Source organism: Bacillus cereus group sp. BfR-BA-01349 (genome assembly GCF_022663795.1).
Lineage (GTDB): Bacteria > Bacillota > Bacilli > Bacillales > Bacillaceae_G > Bacillus_A > Bacillus_A cereus.
In genome coordinates, this window is the sequence record NZ_JAKUGE010000029.1 from 1 (window position 1) to 22,781 (window position 22,781).

The window sequence follows — 22,781 nt, forward strand, 5'->3', positions numbered from 1 at the left end:
TAAAAAAATCCCCTCCAGATAAAACAGTATTGAGTCCATCATATCAGATGGACTCTTTTTTTACTGTCTACCTATAGGGGATAATACCAGCTATGATAGAAAATTATCTTCTTTTCATCATTATGTCTATTTGCCTTATCATTTTACCTGGTCCAGATACAGCAATGGCTACGAAAAATACATTGGTTGCTGGTAAAGTCGGTGGAGTGAAAACAGTGTTTGGTACATGTATTGCACTATTAATTCATACTTTAGCTGCTGTAATTGGTCTTTCTGCACTTATTGTAAAGTCAGCTCTTTTATTTTCTATTTTCAAGTACGTTGGGGCTCTCTATTTAATATATATCGGTATTAAAGCCCTTTTAGCAGTAAGAAACAAAGAAAACTTAGATACAAATGATCTATCTTTGAATAATGAAAACGAACATACTTCTTGCTTTCGCCAAGGATTTCTTACAAATTTATTAAACCCTAAAGTTGCAGTATTCTTTTTAACGTTTTTACCGCAATTTTTAAATCCAAATCATAATACGTTTATCCAACTACTCGTAATGGGCCTTACTTACCTCGTTTTAACAGCCATTTGGTTCGCTTTTTATATATTTTTAATTGATAAAATTAGTGCTTTTATGAAAAAACCGAAGACGCAACGTTATATTCAAGGGTTAACGGGAGTCGTCTTAATTGGTTTTGGTATTAAACTTGCTTTTGAAAAAAGTAATTAACAAGATGAAAACCACCACTATTAATAGTGGTGGTTTTCATTTAATAACTAATTTGGCTGTTTATTTTATATTAAAACCAGCGCTCAGTTACAACTTTTTTACGTGTATAGAATTGAACGCCATCTGTACCATTTGTACCTAAATCACCAAAGAATGACGCTTTGTTTCCTGCAAATGCGAAGAATGCCATTGGTGCTGGAACATTTACGTTTACACCGATCATACCAGCATCGATATTATCACGGAACGTTTGTGTATGTTTACCGTTTGACGTATAAATAACTGCACCATTTGCAAATTTAGATTGATTTGTTAGTTTAATACCTTCTTCTAAATCTTTAACTCGTACAATGCTTAATACTGGAGCAAAAATCTCATCTTGCCAAATTTTCATTTCTTGATTCACGCCATCAAAGATTGTTGCACCTACAAAGTAACCTTCTCCAACTTCTTCCTTAATTTTACGGCCATCTACTAATAAAGTTGCCCCATCTGCTACACCGCTATTAATATAGCCTAAAACGCGCTCTTTATGAGATTCACGGATTAATGGTCCAACATAGTTCTCTTCGTTAAAACCATCGCCTACTTTTAATTTTTTCGTTTCTGCTACTAATACATCAATGAATTCATCAGCAATTTCATCTACTACTGCTACTACTGAACATGCCATGCAGCGCTCTCCACTACTTGCGAATGCAGATCCAATTACACCTTGTACTGTTTTCTCAAGATTGCAATCTGGCATTACAATCGCATGGTTTTTCGCACCAGCTAACGCTTGTACACGTTTCCCGTGTTTCGTACCAGTTTCATAAACGTAACGAGCTACCGGCTCAGATCCAACGAATGAAACAGCTTGAATATCTTTATTTTCTAAAATGCTATTTACAACATCTTTTCCGCCTTGTACTAAATTTAATACTCCTTTTGGAAAACCAGCTTCATAGAATAACTCTACAAGTCGCTCCGCTAAAAGTGGCGTTCTTTCAGATGTTTTTAATACGAATGTATTACCGCAAGCAATTGCAAGTGGGAACATCCATAACGGAATCATCATCGGGAAGTTAAACGGCGTAATACCAGCAACAACTCCGATTGGGTAGCGCCAAATCGATCCATCAATTCCGCTAGCGATATTCGGAAGTGCTTGACCCATCATTAAATTTGGCGTAGATGTTGCAAGTTCTACCGCTTCAATACCACGCTGTACTTCACCTGTTGCATCCGTTAGCGTCTTACCATTTTCTAGCGTAATGATTTTTGCAAGCTCATCTTTGTTTTCTTGTAATAGCTGTAAATATTTATATAAATTTCTTGAACGATTCGGAACTGGTACTTTAGACCATGTTTCAAATGCTGCTTTTGCCGCTTCAACAGCTTTTTCGACATCTTCTTTTGGAGATAGTGGAACGTAAGCGCTAATTTTCCCAGTCGCTGGATTTGGCACTGCTTCTACTTCCGTACCTGTCGATTCAACCCACTCACCGTTAATGTGATTTTTTACTCGTTTAATTTCAGTTGTAATCATTGTATTCTCTCCTTTGTATAATTTATTTTTGATTAGAAATTAATTGCTCGCTAACTTTCTTATATAAAGCAGCCATATCGTTTTCACCATATCCATCTTGACTCGCTTCGTCATATACGTTTAATAACATTTCGCTTACCGGTAAATGGAGTTCGCTTTCCTTAGCTAAGTCAACTGCAAATCCTAAATCTTTCTTCAATAAATTCACAGTAAATCCTGGCTCGTAGTTTTCAGGTGCTATAAAACTTTTATAATTACGTTCATAAATTCTACTTTGACCGTAACTTACATTTAAAATATCAAACATTTTATCTAAATCCATATTGTTCTTTTTCGCTAATGTTAAAGCTTCACTCACACCAGCTGTATAAAAACCAATTAATAAGTTATTAATTAACTTAACAGTTGTACCACTATCAATCTGCTCACTAACGTGGAAAATGTTCGCGCCTAGTACGCCCATGATAGATTCCGTTTTCTCATATACCTCTTTTGATCCACCAACCATAAACGTTAATGTACGGTTTTCGGCTCCGATTACACCACCGCTCACAGGTGCTGCTAAAAAGTCTACTTTCCTTTCCTTTGCAGCTTCCTCTAACTGTTTGTTTAACTGCGGCGATACCGTACTTGTATCAATGAAAACTACATTCGAGTGACCATTTTCAAATAATCCTTCTGCTCCAAAATATACCGCTTCAACAGCGCGAGGTGAAGGTAAACTTGTAAAAACTACATCACATGTTTCTGCTAGTTTTGAGATTGATAGACCGATAATTCCGCCTTCTTTTTCAAAGGACGCTTCCGCCTCTTTATTTAAGTCCACGCCATATACTGTGTAACCTGATTTAACTAGATTTTTTGACATTGGAAGACCCATGTTACCTAAACCGATAAAACCAATCTTTTTCATATCGCTTTCCTCCTATTTACACAATATATTTCCCACGATTTATAATAGCTTTCGCAATTTCTCTCTTCTTCGTAAATACGTTCGTGTATACAGGCACTAATAATTGACGGATTTCAGCTAAAATCACATGTCTATCTTGTTCTTCTGTGACAGCTGCTGAAAGTACAGAAATCGCCGCTTCTTCTACTTTACGGTATCCTTCTTCACAAATAACATCCGTTATTAATTGCTTCGTACGTTCTTTTTCCTCACCATTTTTACTTACCGCTTTTCTCGTACGTAAAAACGCTGATTCCATGACGTACACGTCCGTCAACATATTTGAAATTACACGTGAATATTCTTGTTCTTGGTCAATTTTTAGACCCGGAGTTTTAGAGAGCGTTTTCAAAGATTGTTTCAACAATTTTTTCGCTAATAAAATGTAACGATGGTTTCTTTCGACATTTGCTACATCACTTTCTACTTCAGTATCTTCTAATTGTTCGATTTGCTTCATTAACATTTTAGCAACTGTTAATCTATTAATTTCGTTCGTTCCTTCAAAAATACGACTAATTCTAGCATCACGATATAATCGTTCTACCTCATATTCTTGCATATAACCGTAACCACCATGAATTTGTACAGCTTCATCTACGATATAAGCAAGTGTTTCAGAAGCATTTACTTTATTCAGTGCACATTCAATTGCAAATTGGGACATTTTCTTCATAAGATCCTCATCGCTCTCATGAATTGCTTCATCAATTACACCTGCTGTACGATAAGCTGCACTTTCGGCTCCATATGTAGCAATGATCATATTTGCAATCTTCTCTTGAATCATCGTAAAGTCTACTAATTCCGTTTGGAACTGTTTTCGCTCTTTTCCATATTGAACCGACAAACCAATTGCTTGTTTTGCTGTTCCAATATTTCCAAAAGCAAGTTTAAGTCTAGCAAAGTTAAGAATATTAAGAGCTACGTGATGCCCTTTCCCAACTTCCCCTAAAACATTTTCAGCAGGGATGACAACATCTTCTAAAATAAGAGTCGCTGTTGAAGAACCTTTAATCCCCATTTTCTTTTCTTCTAATCCAATAGATACACCTTCACATGTTCTTTCGACAATAAACGCTGTCATTCCTTTATTTGTCTTCGCAAAAACAACGTATACATCTGCCATATGAGCATTTGTAATCCATTGCTTCTCACCATTTAACTTCCAAGCTGTTCCCTCTTCATTTAATACGGCGCTTGTTTTTGCGCTTAATGCATCCGAACCAGCATTTGGCTCCGTTAAAGCATAAGCCCCAATCCATTCTCCCGATGCGATTTTCGGTAAATATTTTTCTTTTTGCTCTTTCGTTCCATAATATATGTAAGGCAATGTACTGACACCAGCGTGTATATTAAAAGAAACGCTAAACGCACCAGCGTAACCCATTTTCTCTGCTACAAGACCTGAGACAGCCTTTCCTAACTCGAACCCGCCATAATCTTCTGGTACCTCAATGCCTAATAATCCAAGTTCCCCAGCTTTCTCAAATAATTGACGAGAAACTTTATAGTTATGTTGTTCAATATTCTCCATTTGTGGAACAATTTCTTGTTTAACAAATTGTTCTGTCGTTTTTGCGATTAAATCTTCATCACCTGAAAAATCTTCTGGTGTAAAGTAAGTATGATTTATATCTTTCTTGAGTGAAAAAAATTCATCCCATGGTAACTTCGTTTTCTCCATATGTATCCCCCTATCATTCGGCTTTCATAGCTTTTTGCTTATGCTCGTCTACGATGAGTGGAATATCTTTTTTGAAAATAGAAGGCGATGATTTTTCACATCAAGCATTTTATTTTGCCAAAGATGTATTTTCATCGCCTTCGCTGCTTTATCTATTGATCTTCTGATAATACTGTTTTTGCAATACCAGTATCTAACTCTTCAAAGTCATGATATGAAATTGTTTCGTATAATTCACTTCTCGTTTGCATATTAGAAAGTGCATCTTTTTGAGAACCTGTTTCTTTAATTAAAGCAAACACATTTTCATACGCTTTCGCTGCAACGCGAAGTGAAGTTACAGGATAAATAACCATTTGGAAGCCCATATTCGCAAATTCCTCTGCACTATAATATGGAGTTTTTCCGAATTCAGTCATATTCGCAAGCAAAGGTGCATTTATCTTCCTATTAAATAGACGGAATTCTTCCTCTGATTGAAGCGCTTCAGGGAAAATTGCGTCTGCACCTGCTTTTACATATGCATTTGCTCTTTCAATTGCTTCATCTAATCCTTCAACGCCGCGAGCATCAGTACGTGCCACAATGTATAAGCTCGGTGCAACTTCTTTAATCGCTTTAATTTTTTGAACCAATTCTTCTGTAGTAACAAGTTTCTTACCATTTAAATGTCCACATTTTTTGGGTAATTGCTGATCTTCAATTTGGACAGCTGCTACTTTCGCTTCCATCATTTCTACAGCTGTTCTCGCCACATTTAGTACACCACCAAATCCTGTATCAATGTCAACAAGAACAGGTAAGTCTGTAGCTCTTACTAAATCTCTTGCTCTCTCAGCCACTTCAGTAGCCGTCACGATACCTAAATCTGGTAAGCCTTTACTTGCAGTATAAGCAGCTCCTGATAAATAAAGAGCTGAAAAACCTGTATTTTTTGCAACTAAAGCCGCCATTGCATCATGAGCACCTGGAATTTGCAAAATTTCATTTGCTTCTACTAAAGCTCGGAATCGATTCGCAAGCTCCTCTTGTGTTGACTGCTTTTTCACAACCCAAGCCATTCTAAATTCCCCCTATTATTAAATTAAGAATAGATCTACAAATTCGTTTACATTCATATTTTCTAGTTTTTCTTCATTTAAACAAACTTCATGAATTTGTTCTTGTTGCTTACTAGAATAATGACCTGCCATATTTGCAGTGAATTTTTGAACAACTTTTGGAATTGCTTCGTCTCTACGGAAGCGGTGACCAAGTGGATATTCACATTCCACATTTTCTATTACTGTGCCATCTTTAAAGTGAACTTGAACAGCGTTGGCGATTGAGCGCTTGTTCGGGTCAAGGTAATCTAAACTGTACTGTTTGTTTTCAACAACAACCATCTTATTACGTAATTCATCTACACGTGGATCGTTTGCTACTGCATCTTCATAATCGTCTGCAACGATATCTCCTTTTAATAAACCAATTGCCGTAATGTATTGTAAGCAATGATCACGATCAGCTGGGTTATTTAATGGACCTTCTTTATCAATAATACGAATTGCTGATTCATGAGTTGTAATTGTAATACGGTCAATTTCATCTAATCTCTCTTTAATTTCCGGATGCAACTTCACTGCACATTCTGCAGCCGTTTGTGCATGGAATTCTGCTGGATATGACACTTTAAATAATACATTTTCCATTACATATGACTCTAGTGGTCTTGCTAATTTTAATTCTTGTTTATTGAATAATACATCTTGGAATCCCCATCCTGGCGCAGATAATGCTGTTGGATAACCCATTTCACCTTTTAGAGCAGTCATTGCAAGATGAACACCGCGGCTCGTTGCGTCACCTGCAGCCCATGATTTACGTGAGCCCGTATTTGGAGCATGACGATATGTACGAAGACTAGAATTATCAATCCACGCATGTGATAATGCATTAAAGATTTCTTCACGTGTTCCGCCAAGCATTTTCGCAACTACTGCAGTTGTTGCTACTTTTACATATAATACATGGTCAAGACCAACTCTGTTTAAGCTGTTTTCTAAAGCAAGCACGCCTTGAATTTCATGTGCTTTAATCATCATTTCTAATACTTCACGTACTTTTAAAGCTTCTTTTCCTTCTAAAATACGAACACGGCTAATATAATCTGCAACTGCTAAAATTCCGCCTAGGTTATCAGATGGATGTCCCCACTCTGCTGCAAGCCAAGTATCGTTATAGTCTAACCAACGGATCATACATCCGATATTAAATGCACCTTTTACTGGATCTAGTACATAAGACGTACCTGGTACACGTGTACCATTTGGCACGATTGTTCCTGGCACAACTGGTCCTAGTAATTTCGTACATTCTGGATATTGCAGTGCTAAAATTCCACATCCAAGTGTATCAAGTAATACGTAACGAGCTGTGCTGAATGCTTCTGCACTAGTAACCTCTTTATTTAATACATAATCGGTAATCTCTTCTAATAATGCATCTTTTTGCTTAATTTCATTTGTTTTAATCATGCTATTCTTCCCTTTCTGTCGAAAATTCGTTATTATTAATGATGGGTGTCGGTCAAACACCCATCTGGCGGGCGGCGCTAACAACTCCCCAGTTGTTCTTATTTACTAAGTACATGTCGCTCGCCAATATAATTTACACGTGGACGGAACAAACGATTATTTGCATGTTGCTCAATAACGTGCGCACATAACCCCACTGTTCTAGAGCTAAAGAAGATTGGTGTGTAAAGTTGAATTGGAATACCTAGCATCCAATATACTGGAGCTGCATAATAATCAAGATTTGGATAAATTCCTTTTTCTTTTTCCATAATCTTTTCTCCAGCTTCACACATTTCATATAGTGTATAATCACCTTTTACATCACATAACTGTTTTAAAGCTTCCTTCATCATCAGTGCTCTTGGATCCATCTTCTTCATATAAACACGGTGTCCAAAGCCCATAATTTTTTCTTTGTTATATAGTTTCTTCTGTAATAACTCTTCAAATTTCTCAACATTACCAGCTTCTAAAAGCATGTACATAACCGCTTCATTTGCACCGCCATGTAAACTTCCTTTTAAAGATGCAACTGCACCTGTTAGAGCACCGTATAAATCTGATTGTGTTGATGCAATAACGCGAGCTGTAAATGTAGAGTTTGGCATTTCATGCTCACTATATAAAACAAGGGAACGATCAAAGATCTTTTCCTCAAGTTCAGTTGGTTTTTTACCAGTTAACATATAGAAGAAATTCGCACTATATGATAATTCTTTAAGAGGTTCAATTGGCTCCTCATTATTTAAAATATGATAGCTATTTGCTACAATGTTTGGCACTTTACTTAACAGCTTGTACCCTCGGCTTTTATTCACTTCTAACGAGCGGTTTTCGATATCATTATCGTAACCAGCTAACGCTGACACACCTGTACGTAATCCATCCATGGGATGCGTCTCTTTAGGCAATGCCTTTAGTACGTTGAATACACCTTCTGGTACTGCATATTCTTCTTTTAATTTCTTTTCAAGTGTTGCTTTTTCATCTTCATTCGGTAGATGTTCCTCCAATAAAAGGTGCACAATGTCTAAATACTCTTTTGTTTTTGAGAGTTCGATTAAGTCATACCCTTGAATTACAATTTCACCTTTTACTGTGTCAAGAAACGAGATTTTCGTCTCCGCTGCCACTATACCATCTAATCCCGGGGAAAATTTTTCTTCAGCTTTCATCATTATTTCCTCCAATCCTAATAGATCTTCGTGCACATAACTGTAAGCCTTTACAATATTGTGAAACTACATTTCTATTTCAATGTATCAGAGTTTTTAGAAGATTTCAATTTATTTTATAATGATAAGTTTCCTACACTTTTCTTACTGTAACAATACAATTTTTTGAAAATAATTCTTATATTTTATAAAGAAAGGATAGACTTCTTTGCGTATTTTCAAAAACAAGATATAAAGATTTTTCATATAACACCGCCAAATATACAATTATTCTAATTTTATTTGAGAAATAGAAAAAACGAGCTGTACATAAATACAGCTCGTTACTATATGATATTTATTTCAATATCTCTTAAATATAATTTTTATATAAAACTTATTCATTTTTAATAAAGTTATTATTTTACATAATTAAATTGAATTTCTTCTATTTCCTCATGATAACTTACAAATAAATCATAGTTTTGAAAATACCAAAGATCATCAGAATCTACAAAAAATATAATACCTTCCTTCTCAACTGACACTATTTCGCCATCGGGTTTCTCAGCAACAACCCCTAAAGAATATCCGGGCTGAATTGAACTATTCCCTCCGTACCTTACAGTAAAACGTACAGATTCACCGTGCTTTATACGTAATTCTTCCTGGAACCATTGCAGAGCCTTACGATCAATTGAAATTCTCATCTTTATTCCTCCAGTTTACGCAAACTCTTTTTTTCCTAATCGTTGTTTTACAAAAAAGACGAAAATAATTAAGGCTATCAATGCTGAAATTGCACTCCCTGAAAATAAAATACGATAACCAAACATTTGTGAAACAACTCCAAGTAAAATAGCACCTAACCCGATTCCTAAATCAAACGCTGTAAAAAATGAAGCATTTGCAACTCCTCTTTTACTCGGATCGACAATTGTAAGCATTGCCGCTTGCAAAGCTGGCTGTGCTGAACCAAATCCAATACCGTATAATGTTGCTGCAATAATTACACCTATCAAACCATTTGAAATAGTTAAAACAACTATAGCTAAAATAGTAATACATAATGCTGGAAGTATAATGAATACTTCTCCATACTTATCTAATAGTTTCCCTGAAATTGGTCTTACAATTGTTAATGCAATTGCATATACAAGAAAGAAAGTTCCCGGATTCACATGAATTGATGATGCAAATAACGGTAAAAAGGTTGTTATTCCTCCATATGCAAACGATAAAAAGAATACTACAATCGTGATTGTTAATACGGATTTCTCAAATAGCTGCATCTTCCCTTTTTCTTTTTGTGGCGTAAATGGCATCTTCGTTATTAATGATAATACGACTGCCATAAAAGATAACAACGTCGCTAATAAAAATAGACCATCAAATGAATAATTTTGCACAACCCATAATCCAATCATAGGTCCGATCGCCATTGCAATTGTCATCGCCATCCCGTACCAACCCATACCTTCACCGCGGCGTGAATCTGGAATAATATCCGTTATTGCTGTTCCAACAGCTGTTGTAGAAACAGCCCATGTTACTCCGTGAATAACACGTAAAACAGCTAAAAGGACAATAGTCGATGCTATATTATAGGAATACATCGTTAAGCCAAAAAAGATGAGTCCGAAAATAATAAAGGATCTTCTACCATATTGATCTAACATTCCTCCAATAATCGGTCGTATTACAACCGCAGCTATTGTAAACATCCCCATCATAAGTCCAACTTGCGATTCATTGCCACCTATCTCTTTAATAAAGAGCGGGAGCGTTGGAACAAGTAAATAAAATGCTGTAAATAAAAATAACATTGCGAAAGTCATTTGAATAAATGATTTCGTCCATAATCGTTCCATAAAAATACCTCCATACACTCGTAAAATATTACGATTAACACCCTCATTGTATATTTTTTTTATCTCTTTTCCCTCCGCAAATAGACGTATCTTTTCATATTAAATAGTCCACCATCAGCTTACATTAGTCTTAAGACTTTGTACGCATGTTTTAAACGAAAGTCCTATATATGTACCTTTATACGTGTGAAAAGAATATACTAATTTATTAACACAACTTAGGAGTGAATATTTTATGTGGGTATTATTAAGAGTAACTGCCGTAGTTCCTTCGACTCCTGGGATACATGTTCCTGCAGTTCATACAGCTAGCTCCGATGTAGGAATTGAACTTCCCGCAACTTGGCAGCAATATCAAATTCCCGGTCAAGTTACCCCTTCATTTTGGCATCATGGTGCCCATCCAAGTAGCACTACCTTTTATCATCCTAGCTACGCTCCACTACCTCAAGCTCAAGTCTTTTATCATTTCCCATCAATTTATTTTCAAAATTTTTATGGTACGTTTAACATTTAAAACACATCATTTCATAGCTACTACATTTAAATGAAAAAAGCACTTAAGATTGTAATTTTCACAAATCTTAAGTGCTTTTTAATATTTTTTATAAATTTTTCTTATTGCCCATTATTAGCAGGAACCTCTCCTGCATTTCCACCATTATTTGGTTGTACTGTTGCAGGTGGGGTTGGAGTTCCTTGACCTCCATTATTATTCGCTGGAGGTGTCGTTCCTTGACCTCCTCCGTTATTTGCTGGAGGTGTCGTTCCTTGGCCTCCTCCGTTATTTGCTGGAGGTGTCGTTCCTTGGCCTCCTCCGTTATTCGCTGGAGGTGTCGTTCCTTGACCATTTCCGTTATTTTGTTCATTTTGTTTCTTTTCTTCTTCTTGTTTCTTTTGCTCTTCTAGTTTCTTTTGTTCTTCTTGCTTCTTAAGTTCCTCTTGTTTCTTTTGTTCTTCTTGTTTTTTCAGTTCTTCTTGTTTCTTTAATTCTTCTTGCTTTTTCTCTTCTTCAGTTTTTTGCTGTTGATCTTGTTTTGGTTGCTCCGTTGTATCCGGTACGCTAGTATTTGGCGATGAATCACGTTTTTCACCTTTTATACGTAGCTCACTACCTTCTTGAATAACGCTACTTGGCATTTTAAAGCGTGATTTATCTGTAGCCATTTCGCTCATCATTTCTTTAAAGATCAACTGTGCAATTTTCGTATTTTTACTACTAATATACTCGTCTTTACCATCTTTCATATACCCAGTCCATACTGCCATCGTATATTGCGGTGTATATCCAGCGAACCAACTATCACGAGTTGCACTTTCTGGAATTTTATATTGAGCTAATTGCTTTGATGAATAGTTTGTCGTACCCGTTTTACCAGCTACATCTAAAGAGCCTACATTTGCCGATGTACCAGTACCTGATGTAACTACAGAACGAAGCATATCAGTAACCATGTATGCGGTAGAATCTGTCATAACTTGTTTTGGTTTTTGTCCAAAACTTTGTGACTTACCGTCTGGATAAACGACTTTCTTAACAAAATGCGGTTTCGTATATTTACCTTCATTACCAAATGCCGCATAAGCACCCGCTATTTCAGTTGGCGATACTTCATTTGTACCAATCGCTGTCGATTCTGTCGGTGCTGTATTAAATGTAATACCTAGTTTCTCAGAGAATTCTTTCGATTTACTAATCCCTACTTCTTTTGCAGTTTTAATTGCAGGAATATTACGCGACATTTTTAATGCTTCACGCATTGTAATTGGACCCATATGACTTCTATCTGCATTTCGTACTTCTTGTCCCGTTGAATACTTAAATGGAGAGTCATCAATTTGATGGTACGTAGCCCATTTTAAATATTCAATTGCAGGAGCGTAGTCGAAAATCGGCTTCATCGTTGAACCAGCTGCACGATCTAATTCAATTGCCATATTATGCCCTTTAAATACAGCTTTATTTTCTCCACGGCCACTACCTATAGCACGAACTTCTCCTGTTTTCGTATCCATAAATGTGAATGCACCTTGGAATTTATCGTTCGGATAATCAATGATATTATTATTTAAAATATTATCAGCAAGTTTCTGTGCTTTCGGATCTAACGTTGTATAAATTTCTAAACCGTCAGAACCGATATTAGCATCTGGTAATTCTTTTTCTACTTCTTTCACAACTGCATCCATAAATGCAGGGTATGGCATTGTTTGTAGTTGAGCTGCAGGCTTGAGTCCCTTTTCTACGTCAACTTTTATCGCTTCTTCCATTTCCTGTTTTGTTATATATCCATGTCGATTCATTAAGTTTAGAACAACATTTCTTCTTTCTGTTGCTTTTTGAACATTTTCTTTTTTCGTTGGATCATAGTTATTCGGTGCTTTCGGTAAACCTGCAAGCATCGCAACTTCTGGTAATGTTAAGTCCTTCAATTCTTTACCATAGTAGTTTTGTGCTGCTGTTGCGATACCATATGAACGATTACCTAAGTTAATTTTATTTAAGTACATCTCTAATATTTCATGTTTTGAATACTGTTGTTCTAGCTTATAAGCTAAATATATTTCTTGCGCCTTACGCTTTGGTGTTTTATCCATAGATAAGAAGTAGTTTTTAATAACTTGCTGCGTTATCGTACTTCCACCTTGAGAGCCATAATCTCCTTTAAGACTCACTAAAACAGCACGGGCAGTACCTTTAAAGTCTACTCCGCTATGCTCATAAAAACGTGAATCTTCTGTCGCTAAAAATGCATTTTCTACTAATTTAGGTATTTGATCATACGTAACATTCGTCCTTTTTTCTTTTCCATATTCATATACCAAATCCCCGTTTTTATCATAAATTTTTGAGGATAACGGATTAACAAGTTTTGCTTTTTCCAGTTTTGGTGCGTCCTTAATCATTACGAAAAAGGTAGCAACCCCCGCCACTAAACCTACAATACCAAGTAATAAACAAGTAATTAAAAACTTGCGGAAAAATGATGTTTTACCTTTTGGTTTTTGTGTTTTAGAAGCTGGTTGTTTTTTCTTTTTAACTTGTCGTCGCTCCTCGCGAGAACGATAATTTTCTGACATGTTACTTTCTCCTGCCTTTCAATTCTCCCGTTGATTTAATTAAAAATATTGAGGTCACTTTCGTAAATACGTTTAGGCAAGAAAGTGTATTGACCTGGAGCATTCAATATTTTCCCAATTCACAGATTACAAATTTTAGAATGGCTCTTATACATACTATTTTCACTTCTAATTTTCTAATAATGCTGCCCCTTTTAGCATAATAATGAAAGAAGTGAATTTTTATTACCTCGTATAAATAATATACCTTTTTTTCAAATGGTCAATATTTTCTTATTAATAAATCAAAGGTGAAATAAAAATAGCATATCGATATGAACTTCGTGTGAACTTACTTATAATTACGTATAACCAATATTTAATATATTTAATATTGGTATAATACCTCTTTAATTATAAAGATTTCAACACCACAATACCGTTTCCTACAAAGAATTATTAAAAATGAAAAATAAGGAGTTGCATAATAATGAAGCTATCTCCGGTTACCTCAAAAAATATAGTTGCTGTTGGTTATAATCCTTTTTCTATGATTTTGCGAATCCAATTAAAGCATGGTATGTATGATTTCTTTAATGTACCAGAAAGCATTTATACTGGCCTATTACATGCACAATCTAAAAGTTATTATCATAATACTTACATTAAAAATTCTTTCCGCCACACAAAAATTTAAACTTAACACCCACTAAAAAAGAAAGGAGGTTAATCCTCCTTTCTTTTAAAAACATTTGGCAGATGAATTATCTTCGATTTCTCTTATTAATTTCATCATATGCTTGAATTTGTTTTTTCAAACGCCGATCAGCTTTTTTATCATGCACTACAAGAATTGCGTGTATAACTCCTGGAACCCAAAATATTAATGTTAATATGAAATTTATGATTGCCTGAATTGGTTTTCCACAAAATAATACAGCAACAGGTGGAAGAAAAATTGCTAATAAATACATCATCCCTTGAAAACTCCTTATTTTATATTTTATATATCACTTTTCAAAATATACGCAAAAAAACCTACTACCATTTTAATCTTAACCTGCCTCTAAAATCAATGTATCCCCTTCTATTTATATAAGTATTTCAGACTTTTCATTGTTTTCTAGCCTATTTTCTTCCTCTATTGCAGTTATTCCAATTGCGGAAATTAACGTTCCTATCGCTTGTATCCAAATACCAATGAGTGCAATGATTCTCTCATCCTTCTTATCAAAAATACTATCTTTATTTTCTTTCTCATCTTTCAATACATTTAAAACACCTTGATACGCTTGTAATCCAGCTCCTAAACTTTGCATGGAGTTACCCAGTATAATAATTTTCTGTAATACATTTATATCCACCAAAGCTGCTTCTACTCCTAAAAAAGCACCAATCGATTGTAAACTGTTCCCTGTAATGATAAGATAATCATTCTCTTTCAATTGTTCATTTATATTAAAATATATTCCTATTACATTTGATATATTTCCTAATGCTAATAACTCAATTCCTATTTGATCAAGTAATTTACTTTGATTCTCTCTTTTTTCTTCCCCATCATCATAATTGCTCGCAATGATTTGTAATATATACCCGAGGGCTTGTAATGAGCTTCCTACAATAACAAGTTCCGATTCAACTTTCTCTTCTCCAATAAATCCTCTTGTCGTTCCAATAGCAGCTGTAAGATTCCCCCCTACTTGAAACCATGCCCCTGTCACTTTTAAACTGCTTGGATTCATTTTTATCACCTATTCAAATATTTTCTAAAGCTTTCAAAACAAACAAATCTCCCCCTTAATCTTTTATTTTATTTTTCAGATGTAATTTTGTGAATGATATAATGTGCTACTAATATAAAAAGCACCTTAAAGGTGCTTTTTATACGCATGCTGGGCATGTCAATGAATCTCCATTTTTATCTATTGTTATATTCAATATATATTCAATCGCTTTATGTGACCAAGTTTCAGGTGTAGGCGATTCATTTATATATTGTGGCGCACATGACTTCAGCATTGGAGTACTAATACTCCCTCCAGGATCTAAAGCAACTACAGCCATGCCATGGGGTAATTCCAGGGCCATAGATTTAGTGATACCTTCAATTGCAAATTTCGAGGCACAATATGGCGCAAGCTCAGCTTCACCTTCTCTCCCCCAACTAGAACTCATATTAATGATAATTCCTTCTTTCCTAGATACCATTGCGGGAACAAACGCTCTTATTACATTTACTACACCATTCACGTTTACATTCATTACACTTTCGAATTCTTGAGCCGTAATTTTCCAAAGTTGTGCATTTTGATTTACAATCGATGCATTATTTATTATCAGATTGGGAGCCGTATGTCTATTAAGTATATAATTTGCCCAATTGTTAACTTGCTGAGAATCTGAAACATCAATTACTTGGAAATCATGTATTTTACTGTACTGTTTTTTTAGTTCTTCAATTTTATCTTTTGAACGTCCACAACCATATATGTTCCACCCTAATTCATGAAATCGATCAACCATCGCACGTCCTAACCCTTGTGTCACACCTGTAATAATTACAGATTTACTAATTTCTTTTCGCTTCATTTCTCTCATCCTCCTTCCCTATATCTTACTCTCTTCATTTTTATTCAGCGATTTACTATAGTATCAACTCAACTCATACTTTAGTAATGGTTTTGATATTGCATACATAAGCAAAAAAAGTAACCATCATGGTTACTTTTTGCTATATATCTAAAAATTCATTGTTTATTTCATTATTGTTTTTACATTTCAGCTTCTCTTTTCCACATTTCTCACACTAGTAAATATAAACTACACCTAATATACCTTTTTTAAAATCCTCATTATCCTGCATCTTAATAAAAATATATTTATGTTTACAATGCGATTCACCCAAATAATTTTTAAACCACTTTTTCAACACAACACATTCCACCTTTATGATAGAACCTTTATTTAGCTGCTTTATTATATACTTTTATTTAAATGTTCAATCTCATCTTGCAATTTTTTAAATTGCTCAAAATGCATGGTAATAGATTGGCTACTACCATAATCAACATTTTGTTTCACTAATATAACACCCGTATCATGAAAAAGCGCTTCAAGTTCTTTCCTAATAGACACTTTCGCAATATGGGCTGTTTTAATTGCAGATAAAATTGCAATTTCATTAAACTTTAATTTTATTTCATTTGGACAAAATGCGTCTTCAACTAATATAACTTCATTACTATAAATTAGTGCAACAAGATTACTTGATTTGGCATCTGTTAAATCAACTTTTTTCATAATATCTTTCATTACATTTTGCCTCCTTTATTTTCATATATATCAATTATACAAATTTTTTTAAAAAATTACTCAACTTTATTATATTAATTTTAACACACTTTTATTGAAATCCATGCTCCAAACGTTTTACTATTCCACAATTTTTATTGTATGAACCATCTGGACTATAACTCCATATAGTAATGTTAACAACTTATTATAAAGCAGGTGAAAATTATGCCATCAGTTGTAGGAAATTTAGTTGTACAAAATAGCAATGGATCATTTAACTTAGGTGATTTCTACAACGTATCTCCGAAAGAAAATACGAAAGCTTATAATGGTTCCGGCGCATCAAACGTTGGTTTTGTGTTAATACTTTTAGCGGTGTTAGCGCGACCAATACATTTGATTCTGACCTTGCAGATCAAAACCAAGTGGGTACAGCCTAATCTTATGTTCAACTTTCTGTATAGAAAATTTTAATTTGTCTATACTATAATCAGGCTGTTTGACAGCTCTTGTTGATTTTGGAGTACCCTATCTTTTTCTCCCTTTCCCTGGGGCTCAGCAGCTAGCACGAAGCTAGCTGCTTTTTCTTGTATTATTTGTCTCATAAATCAGAAATAAAAGAAGCTGCCATTTAATATTCAGCTTCTTTTACGTTATTTCAATAATATCCATAGCGTTAAATACGTAAGTTTTATAAAAGGCGTCTGTACAAATTACAATTTGTTTTACCGGATTGATATGTACAACAGTCATGTAGCTTGTTAGTATGTAACCATCTTCAAAATATGTTACCAATATTTCTTTCTCAGACAATAATGACGTTAATAATTTATCAGAAATTCTCTCTTTTGCTTCATTTGTTAAAAGCGGTTTTTGTACTTTTAATTTCTCTCCAATAATCTTTCTCATATTTAAAAGTTGTTCGGACATTACTGTAAACAGAACCCACTCTCTTTCTTCTTTTTGTATCTTTACATCGTTCATTTTTTATCTCCTTGATCATTTATACATTTATTTAGCCATACTATCCCTTAGTTATTTTTAATACTTACTAAACTCGGATTTACTTCTAAACTATAATTAGGTTACCTCTCAAAAGAACATTCGTTCTTATTATACACGAACTTACGTTCTTTTGAGAAGAGCCATACTTATTATTTCTTAACAAAAAACATAATTTTATTTATCTCCATACTTTTTTCCTTTATCAAATAAACTTCTCATTTCTTATATAACATGCATATAACAACTAAAAGGCGACTTCACCCAAAGTGAAATCGCCTTTTTCTAAAAAATATTTCAAAGCTTATTTTTCTATCCTAACTAATGTTCTTTCTGGAATACATAATTCATCTATATTAAAATGATTTATTTTTAAGTTCAATTCCCCTACTCGTTCCTTATCTTCATCACCAACCCAACAACTAAATAATTCGAAATAGTCTCCATCTTCCAAATAACCTTCCATAATCTTGCATAAAGTTAAAAGTTTTTCTTTCGCTTCTTTTTTTCCTTTACATTTTGCCACTCGACAAGTTCAATTCCCCAACTAGTTGAAACCTCATATGTGTAATTTGTTTGGAATTGATAATCTTGTACAATTTCAAGCATACTTTCATCTGAAAAACACGGTCCAAAAACAATTAGATTATTAAAATCCGGATCCGTTAACGGCATTTCTACATTACAGCCTATGTAACTTGCTAAACTCATTTTATACTCCTCCAGTATTCGTATAAAAAATACTTCATAGTATATTTATTTACTCAAATATAAGATCCCTGCCTAAACGAAAAGGTTTTAAATTTTTATCGTTTATTAACCATCTATAACTGAAAACATATACTATGATGAACGAACTCACAAAGCATAAGAAAAGAGAGCATTTACAACACTCTCTTTTCTTACATACTCTATGGAACTTTACAAAACTGAATCAATGATTTTTATTATTATATTTTATTACATATACTTAGGTTGTACTATTATATGTAACTCTCTCTCTGTATCCGCTTTTTTCGGATGACGAAAATAATTAAGTTCGTACTTTAATACTTTATACTCAACCATCCCGATTTTAATCCCTTTCGTTTCTTTTAATATAGCTAATAAATCACTTACATTTTCATCATATGACTCAAAAATTTTCGCGCCGCCCTCTCCTTGAAAGATTACTTTCATATATTCTCCACCACCTTAATTTATTGATGTGGTAAATGACGCGTTTAAAACGATTCATTCTTTATCCTAAAATTTTCATATGAAAAAGAACATCCTTTCCAATCGAATGCTCAGCTTTTTACTAATTATCCATGTTAAATATTTATTCAAAAACATTATATGTATTATTTTTTAAATTATGTTCGATATCCATTATTAAAGAGTAAATATATGTAATAAACTTGCATAATGAAAACCGTAGAATATTCACTTTCGTTGAAATAATTATAATCCATAATTTTCCATTGTAATTCTTAATATTTAAATGTAATATTGTATTGTCTTACTATCTATTTATAACTCACACACTAATTAGAAAAAGGGAACTCTATATGAGTTCCCTTTTCTAATTATGATTACAGTCATTATTTCTTTTCTAGAAATTTAAATGTATCTTTAAATTCTTTATTATTCACTTTAATATCAGCATCTTTCAATAAATCATTGACTACTTGTTGTTTCCATTTACCTGTCGTATCTTGTAGTCTTTGTTGTTCTATATCTTTACGTATTTTATCCTTTACTTCATCAAATGGCTTCAATTCTTTTTTATCCGTCACTTTAATAATATGGTAACCGTAAGTTGTTTTAACCGGCTCACTTACTTGGCCTGCATCTAATTTATACGCAGCTTCCTCAAATTCTTTCACTGTTTGCCCAGGGCAAAACCAGATATTTCCCCGCCCTGTTCCTTTGAACCAGTATCTTCTGAATACTGTTTTGCTAAGGCAGCAAAATCTTCACCATTATTTACTTTCTCCTTTATTTCTTTAGCCGTTTTTTCATCTTTCACTAAAATGTGACTTACTTTCATTTCTGGTTTATAGTTATCTTTCACATCTTTATCTGTAACTGTTGCTTTAATCGCTTTCTCAAATGCAATTTCTGGCTTCATTTTTTCTTTTAATTCATCTTCATTTTTCAACCCAAGTTGTTCTAAAGTCGATTTAAAGTTTTCACCCATTTTATCTTTTGCTTCTTCTACTTTCTTTTTTGCTTCCTCATCTGAAACTTTATATTTATCTAGCAATGCCTTACTTAACATCATTTGATATAAAGTACTTTCTCCATATTGTTGTCGTAATTCTTTACTTAATTCTTTCTCTGTAACATTTCCTACTTTTGATGTTACTACGTTGTCTGAGGAACCACATGCAGATAATGCTAGCATCATGCATGAAATAATTGTTCCAATAAATATTTTCTTCTTTTTCAATTCAAATACCTCACTTTTATCATTATGCAAATTAACTATACACAGTCATTGTGAAAACAGTGTGTTTTCTACATGTAATTCATTTCATATGAGTTGACTATGTATCATGTATTTTCATTTTTAAATATAAAGAGTCTTCTTACTATGCATAGTAAGAAGACTCTTTATATAATTCTCAAAAAAATATAGCTTCTATAGTTGCTTAATAATTACATGTTTTTCAGGTATCCAACTATTCTGCCCAATATCTACCGCATTTCCCACTCTACCCCACACTCGAAAAGATGTCGATCCATCTATGTTTCCTTTATAATTCATACATTCAGGCTCTTCATAATAATTTACTCCGTAACCGACAGGATATTTTGAAGTTGCATAAAACCATTTCACATTAAAATGTTTTAAATATACCCACTGCTTATCGTTCCCTAAACAAATCATATCTTGCTCACCGCCTCCCCAATAACCTGCTAAGATTAAATATGGAATTTTCTGAGTGAGTGTACCTGTAAATTGGGGATTCATGGGGTTTTCATATAAATTTATTCCATATCCATCAGGATATTTCGAAACTGCAATACCAATGCCATTCGGTTGCTGTGTATACGCTATGTTAGATTGATTTGCTTTGTTCGAATTTATAAACCAAGAAAGTGACTTATTTCCTACTAATCGATTCAGATCACATTTCCCAATCCCAGGAACATTCCCTGAATCCGTATATTGCCACATATCGCATGGATATGCTGGCTTATTCCCTCCATAACGAGGGATCCATACGAAATCAGCTTTAATATTACGTGCTCCAAATGATAGATACGTGTGATGCCCTACATATAATCCTACTTTTTCCGCACCTAAACGGCGTAATTCATCAATAAATGCCTGTGTCCCGCCTTGCATATCTACCATCGTTTGAACTTCTACGTCCGCTACCCAAAACTTAGCAGATTGATCACCACGATTCCAAAAATCTTGTGCCTCTTTCTTTGCATCAGCAATAGATATAAAACGGCAAAAAGCATAATTACCGAATGGGATACTATGCTTTTTCATTTCACTAACATAATTTTGATACATAAAATCCACCGTATTAGAGCCATCTTGAACTCTAGCAATCACTAAATCTAGCTGAGATGCTGCAATATCCCAATTGATAGTTCCATTCCATTTTGAAATATCTACAATATACCCCATACATTCCAGCTCCTTTTTAATGTTTTATTCATAGCTTGTTTTATTGTAAGCCTCCTCTCTCTAAAACTAGCTATCTATAATATAAATAAAAAGAATCTTTACCGTTTTTCAAAATATATTCTCTTTCAGAAATATTTCTATTAGTTTTAACATGTTTGCCACATAAAATATTCGAAATGCACCCTACTATTCATTTATTATGTAATCTCGTCCTATCAATCATTTTTACATATATTAGAAAAAATCCCTATATTATTAAGTTATAACTTTCAGTATCAATTTCCTTTCAACTAAAAAATTTCATCCCTCATTTTCTATATATTCTTAAGTCAAAATTACTACCTCTACATGAAATTTGAGATTTAGAAAAATTTTAATTAATTGAAGTTTACTCCTTTTAAATCACAATTTTCCAACCTGAACACTATTGGTGCATAAAAAAGACATTTTCTATTAATGAAAATGTCTTTTTACAGTTTAATAAAACAACTTTGGTGCTAAATCTGTATTTTGCAATTCTTGATTTTCACTACTCATAACACAACTTGTGGAAAATAGAATTGGTATACTACAAATCTCATCATTCATTACATCACGAAATACATTGCCAGCAACACCTGTAAACGTTTGACATAAGTTAGAAATGTCGTCATTGAAAAACTGAATGACTTCCGCAGCGAAAACCGGAAAGACAACATTCGGTCCGCCAGGGAACTGAGGCTGTACCACAACTTGTTCAAAATAAGGATTATTTTCTAGTGCTACTTGAAATAAATGAGCTATTTCAAATGCATCTAGTGGACAAGGAAATGGATTTACAATTTCATTCTCATTATTCGTTACAATAACTGTCACACTTACATTCCCAAATTGTACAAAAGATTTTAAAAGCGTTGCTAATGCCCTCGCTTTTTCGTTGCTTAACGCATGCACTAAAATAATATAATTACCACCAACAGGAATAAGTGGCCCAACTGTAACAGTTGGATCAGCACCTATTGAATTTTTTAATTCATTAAAATATGTGATCCACGGTGGCGAAAGCTGAGCTCGTACATTTTCTTCCACTACTTTATACTACCTCCTTATACCATTCTTACTAACATAATATGTAACAAACTAAAAAATGCATTAGTTATATTATTCATTTTCGTATTTATTGATTATATTAATTAAACATTTTATTTCGCATTCTCAATTTCCCCTTTACATCTTTAATCACTTTTACTACTATAAAATTCTTTATTATAAGCAAATCAACTGAAATTTCATATTATACTAATACGACTCTATATCCTTTAAATTATAACACT

At 33.8% G+C, this 22,781-nt stretch carries 22 protein-coding genes and 3 pseudogenes; 4 read left to right on the plus strand and 21 right to left on the minus strand.

Features of this window, described 5'->3' with window-relative positions; all coding sequences use genetic code 11:
• Positions 1 to 92: 92 nt before the first annotated feature.
• Positions 93 to 725 carry a LysE family translocator gene (locus MR169_RS16745; protein ID WP_000572359.1) on the plus strand — a complete coding sequence of 211 codons (633 nt, stop codon included), beginning with the start codon at positions 93 to 95 and terminating at the stop codon, positions 723 to 725.
• Positions 726 to 795: 70 nt separating this feature from the next.
• On the opposite strand, the gene MR169_RS16750 is transcribed toward MR169_RS16745, so the two are convergent.
• The 8 genes from MR169_RS16750 to MR169_RS16785 all read right to left on the minus strand — a co-directional run bounded on the left by MR169_RS16750 (position 796) and on the right by MR169_RS16785 (position 10,478).
• Entirely contained in the window at positions 796 to 2,256 is a 1,461-nt protein-coding gene (locus MR169_RS16750) for a CoA-acylating methylmalonate-semialdehyde dehydrogenase (RefSeq protein WP_242319687.1), read from the minus strand.
• A 22-nt stretch (positions 2,257 to 2,278) separates the two neighbouring features.
• Positions 2,279 to 3,169: an NAD(P)-dependent oxidoreductase gene (locus MR169_RS16755; protein WP_242319688.1), complete on the minus strand. Its 891-nt coding sequence runs from the start codon at positions 3,167 to 3,169 to the stop codon at positions 2,279 to 2,281.
• A 16-nt stretch (positions 3,170 to 3,185) separates the two neighbouring features.
• Positions 3,186 to 4,895, minus strand: coding sequence for an acyl-CoA dehydrogenase family protein (locus MR169_RS16760; RefSeq protein WP_242319689.1), 1,710 nt, complete (start codon positions 4,893 to 4,895; stop codon positions 3,186 to 3,188).
• A 152-nt stretch (positions 4,896 to 5,047) separates the two neighbouring features.
• Positions 5,048 to 5,956, minus strand: a complete 909-nt coding sequence (gene prpB / locus MR169_RS16765) for a methylisocitrate lyase (protein ID WP_242319690.1) — start codon at positions 5,954 to 5,956, stop codon at positions 5,048 to 5,050.
• A gap of 18 nt (positions 5,957 to 5,974) precedes the next feature.
• Positions 5,975 to 7,411 (minus strand): 2-methylcitrate dehydratase, encoded by a 1,437-nt coding sequence (prpD, locus tag MR169_RS16770; protein ID WP_242319691.1) that lies wholly within the window; start codon positions 7,409 to 7,411, stop codon positions 5,975 to 5,977.
• A gap of 98 nt (positions 7,412 to 7,509) precedes the next feature.
• On the minus strand, positions 7,510 to 8,631 hold the full coding sequence (gene mmgD, locus MR169_RS16775) for a citrate synthase (RefSeq protein WP_001987369.1): 1,122 nt from the start codon (positions 8,629 to 8,631) through the stop codon (positions 7,510 to 7,512).
• A gap of 395 nt (positions 8,632 to 9,026) precedes the next feature.
• On the minus strand, positions 9,027 to 9,317 hold the full coding sequence (locus MR169_RS16780) for a HesB/YadR/YfhF family protein (RefSeq protein ID WP_242319692.1): 291 nt from the start codon (positions 9,315 to 9,317) through the stop codon (positions 9,027 to 9,029).
• Positions 9,318 to 9,332: 15 nt separating this feature from the next.
• Positions 9,333 to 10,478: an MFS transporter gene (locus tag MR169_RS16785; RefSeq protein WP_044796249.1), complete on the minus strand. Its 1,146-nt coding sequence runs from the start codon at positions 10,476 to 10,478 to the stop codon at positions 9,333 to 9,335.
• A 235-nt stretch (positions 10,479 to 10,713) separates the two neighbouring features.
• On the opposite strand from MR169_RS16785, the gene MR169_RS16790 reads away from it, so the two are divergent.
• The gene (locus tag MR169_RS16790; RefSeq protein ID WP_000270087.1) at positions 10,714 to 10,995 is read left to right on the plus strand and encodes a hypothetical protein; all 282 of its coding nucleotides are present in this window, start codon (positions 10,714 to 10,716) and stop codon (positions 10,993 to 10,995) included.
• A gap of 101 nt (positions 10,996 to 11,096) precedes the next feature.
• On the opposite strand, the gene MR169_RS16795 is transcribed toward MR169_RS16790, so the two are convergent.
• A complete protein-coding gene (locus MR169_RS16795) occupies positions 11,097 to 13,559 on the minus strand; it encodes a transglycosylase domain-containing protein (RefSeq protein ID WP_242319693.1) in 2,463 nt (820 codons plus the stop codon).
• Between the two features lie 469 nt (positions 13,560 to 14,028).
• Here MR169_RS16795 and MR169_RS16800 point away from each other — a divergent pair, with 469 nt between their 5' ends.
• A complete protein-coding gene (locus MR169_RS16800) occupies positions 14,029 to 14,235 on the plus strand; it encodes a KTSC domain-containing protein (RefSeq protein ID WP_000777843.1) in 207 nt (68 codons plus the stop codon).
• Positions 14,236 to 14,302: 67 nt separating this feature from the next.
• On the opposite strand, the gene MR169_RS16805 is transcribed toward MR169_RS16800, so the two are convergent.
• The 5 genes and pseudogenes from MR169_RS16805 to MR169_RS16825 form a co-directional block, all read right to left on the minus strand.
• Positions 14,303 to 14,515: a YqaE/Pmp3 family membrane protein gene (locus tag MR169_RS16805; protein WP_000990219.1), complete on the minus strand. Its 213-nt coding sequence runs from the start codon at positions 14,513 to 14,515 to the stop codon at positions 14,303 to 14,305.
• A 114-nt stretch (positions 14,516 to 14,629) separates the two neighbouring features.
• Positions 14,630 to 15,283 carry a DUF6944 family repetitive protein gene (locus MR169_RS16810; protein WP_001070041.1) on the minus strand — a complete coding sequence of 218 codons (654 nt, stop codon included), beginning with the start codon at positions 15,281 to 15,283 and terminating at the stop codon, positions 14,630 to 14,632.
• A 139-nt stretch (positions 15,284 to 15,422) separates the two neighbouring features.
• Positions 15,423 to 16,130 carry an SDR family oxidoreductase gene (locus MR169_RS16815; protein WP_016117759.1) on the minus strand — a complete coding sequence of 236 codons (708 nt, stop codon included), beginning with the start codon at positions 16,128 to 16,130 and terminating at the stop codon, positions 15,423 to 15,425.
• A gap of 142 nt (positions 16,131 to 16,272) precedes the next feature.
• Positions 16,273 to 16,473: pseudogene (locus MR169_RS16820) on the minus strand (hypothetical protein).
• A 44-nt stretch (positions 16,474 to 16,517) separates the two neighbouring features.
• The gene (locus MR169_RS16825; RefSeq protein WP_000651906.1) at positions 16,518 to 16,853 is read right to left on the minus strand and encodes a hypothetical protein; all 336 of its coding nucleotides are present in this window, start codon (positions 16,851 to 16,853) and stop codon (positions 16,518 to 16,520) included.
• Between the two features lie 207 nt (positions 16,854 to 17,060).
• Between MR169_RS16825 and MR169_RS16830 the strand changes: the two are divergent.
• A pseudogene (locus MR169_RS16830) lies at positions 17,061 to 17,275 on the plus strand (spore germination protein).
• A gap of 208 nt (positions 17,276 to 17,483) precedes the next feature.
• Here MR169_RS16830 and MR169_RS16835 read toward each other — a convergent pair.
• The 7 genes and pseudogenes from MR169_RS16835 to MR169_RS16865 form a co-directional block, all read right to left on the minus strand.
• Positions 17,484 to 17,819, minus strand: a complete 336-nt coding sequence (locus MR169_RS16835; protein WP_016117757.1) for a YolD-like family protein — start codon at positions 17,817 to 17,819, stop codon at positions 17,484 to 17,486.
• A gap of 322 nt (positions 17,820 to 18,141) precedes the next feature.
• Positions 18,142 to 18,363 (minus strand): hypothetical protein, encoded by a 222-nt coding sequence (locus MR169_RS28490; protein ID WP_002181582.1) that lies wholly within the window; start codon positions 18,361 to 18,363, stop codon positions 18,142 to 18,144.
• Positions 18,318 to 18,548 (minus strand): hypothetical protein, encoded by a 231-nt coding sequence (locus tag MR169_RS28495; RefSeq protein ID WP_242319694.1) that lies wholly within the window; start codon positions 18,546 to 18,548, stop codon positions 18,318 to 18,320. Before MR169_RS28495 ends, MR169_RS28490 begins: the two co-directional genes overlap by 46 nt.
• Positions 18,549 to 18,797: 249 nt before the next feature.
• On the minus strand, positions 18,798 to 19,016 hold the full coding sequence (locus tag MR169_RS16850; protein WP_000864279.1) for a hypothetical protein: 219 nt from the start codon (positions 19,014 to 19,016) through the stop codon (positions 18,798 to 18,800).
• A gap of 404 nt (positions 19,017 to 19,420) precedes the next feature.
• Positions 19,421 to 20,271 (minus strand): annotated as a pseudogene (locus MR169_RS16855) (peptidylprolyl isomerase PrsA).
• Positions 20,272 to 20,463: 192 nt separating this feature from the next.
• A complete protein-coding gene (locus tag MR169_RS16860) occupies positions 20,464 to 21,468 on the minus strand; it encodes a glycoside hydrolase family 25 protein (RefSeq protein ID WP_242319696.1) in 1,005 nt (334 codons plus the stop codon).
• A 477-nt stretch (positions 21,469 to 21,945) separates the two neighbouring features.
• Complete coding sequence (locus MR169_RS16865) at positions 21,946 to 22,536, minus strand: hypothetical protein (protein ID WP_242319697.1); 591 nt, start codon at positions 22,534 to 22,536, stop codon at positions 21,946 to 21,948.
• Positions 22,537 to 22,781 lie beyond the last annotated feature (245 nt).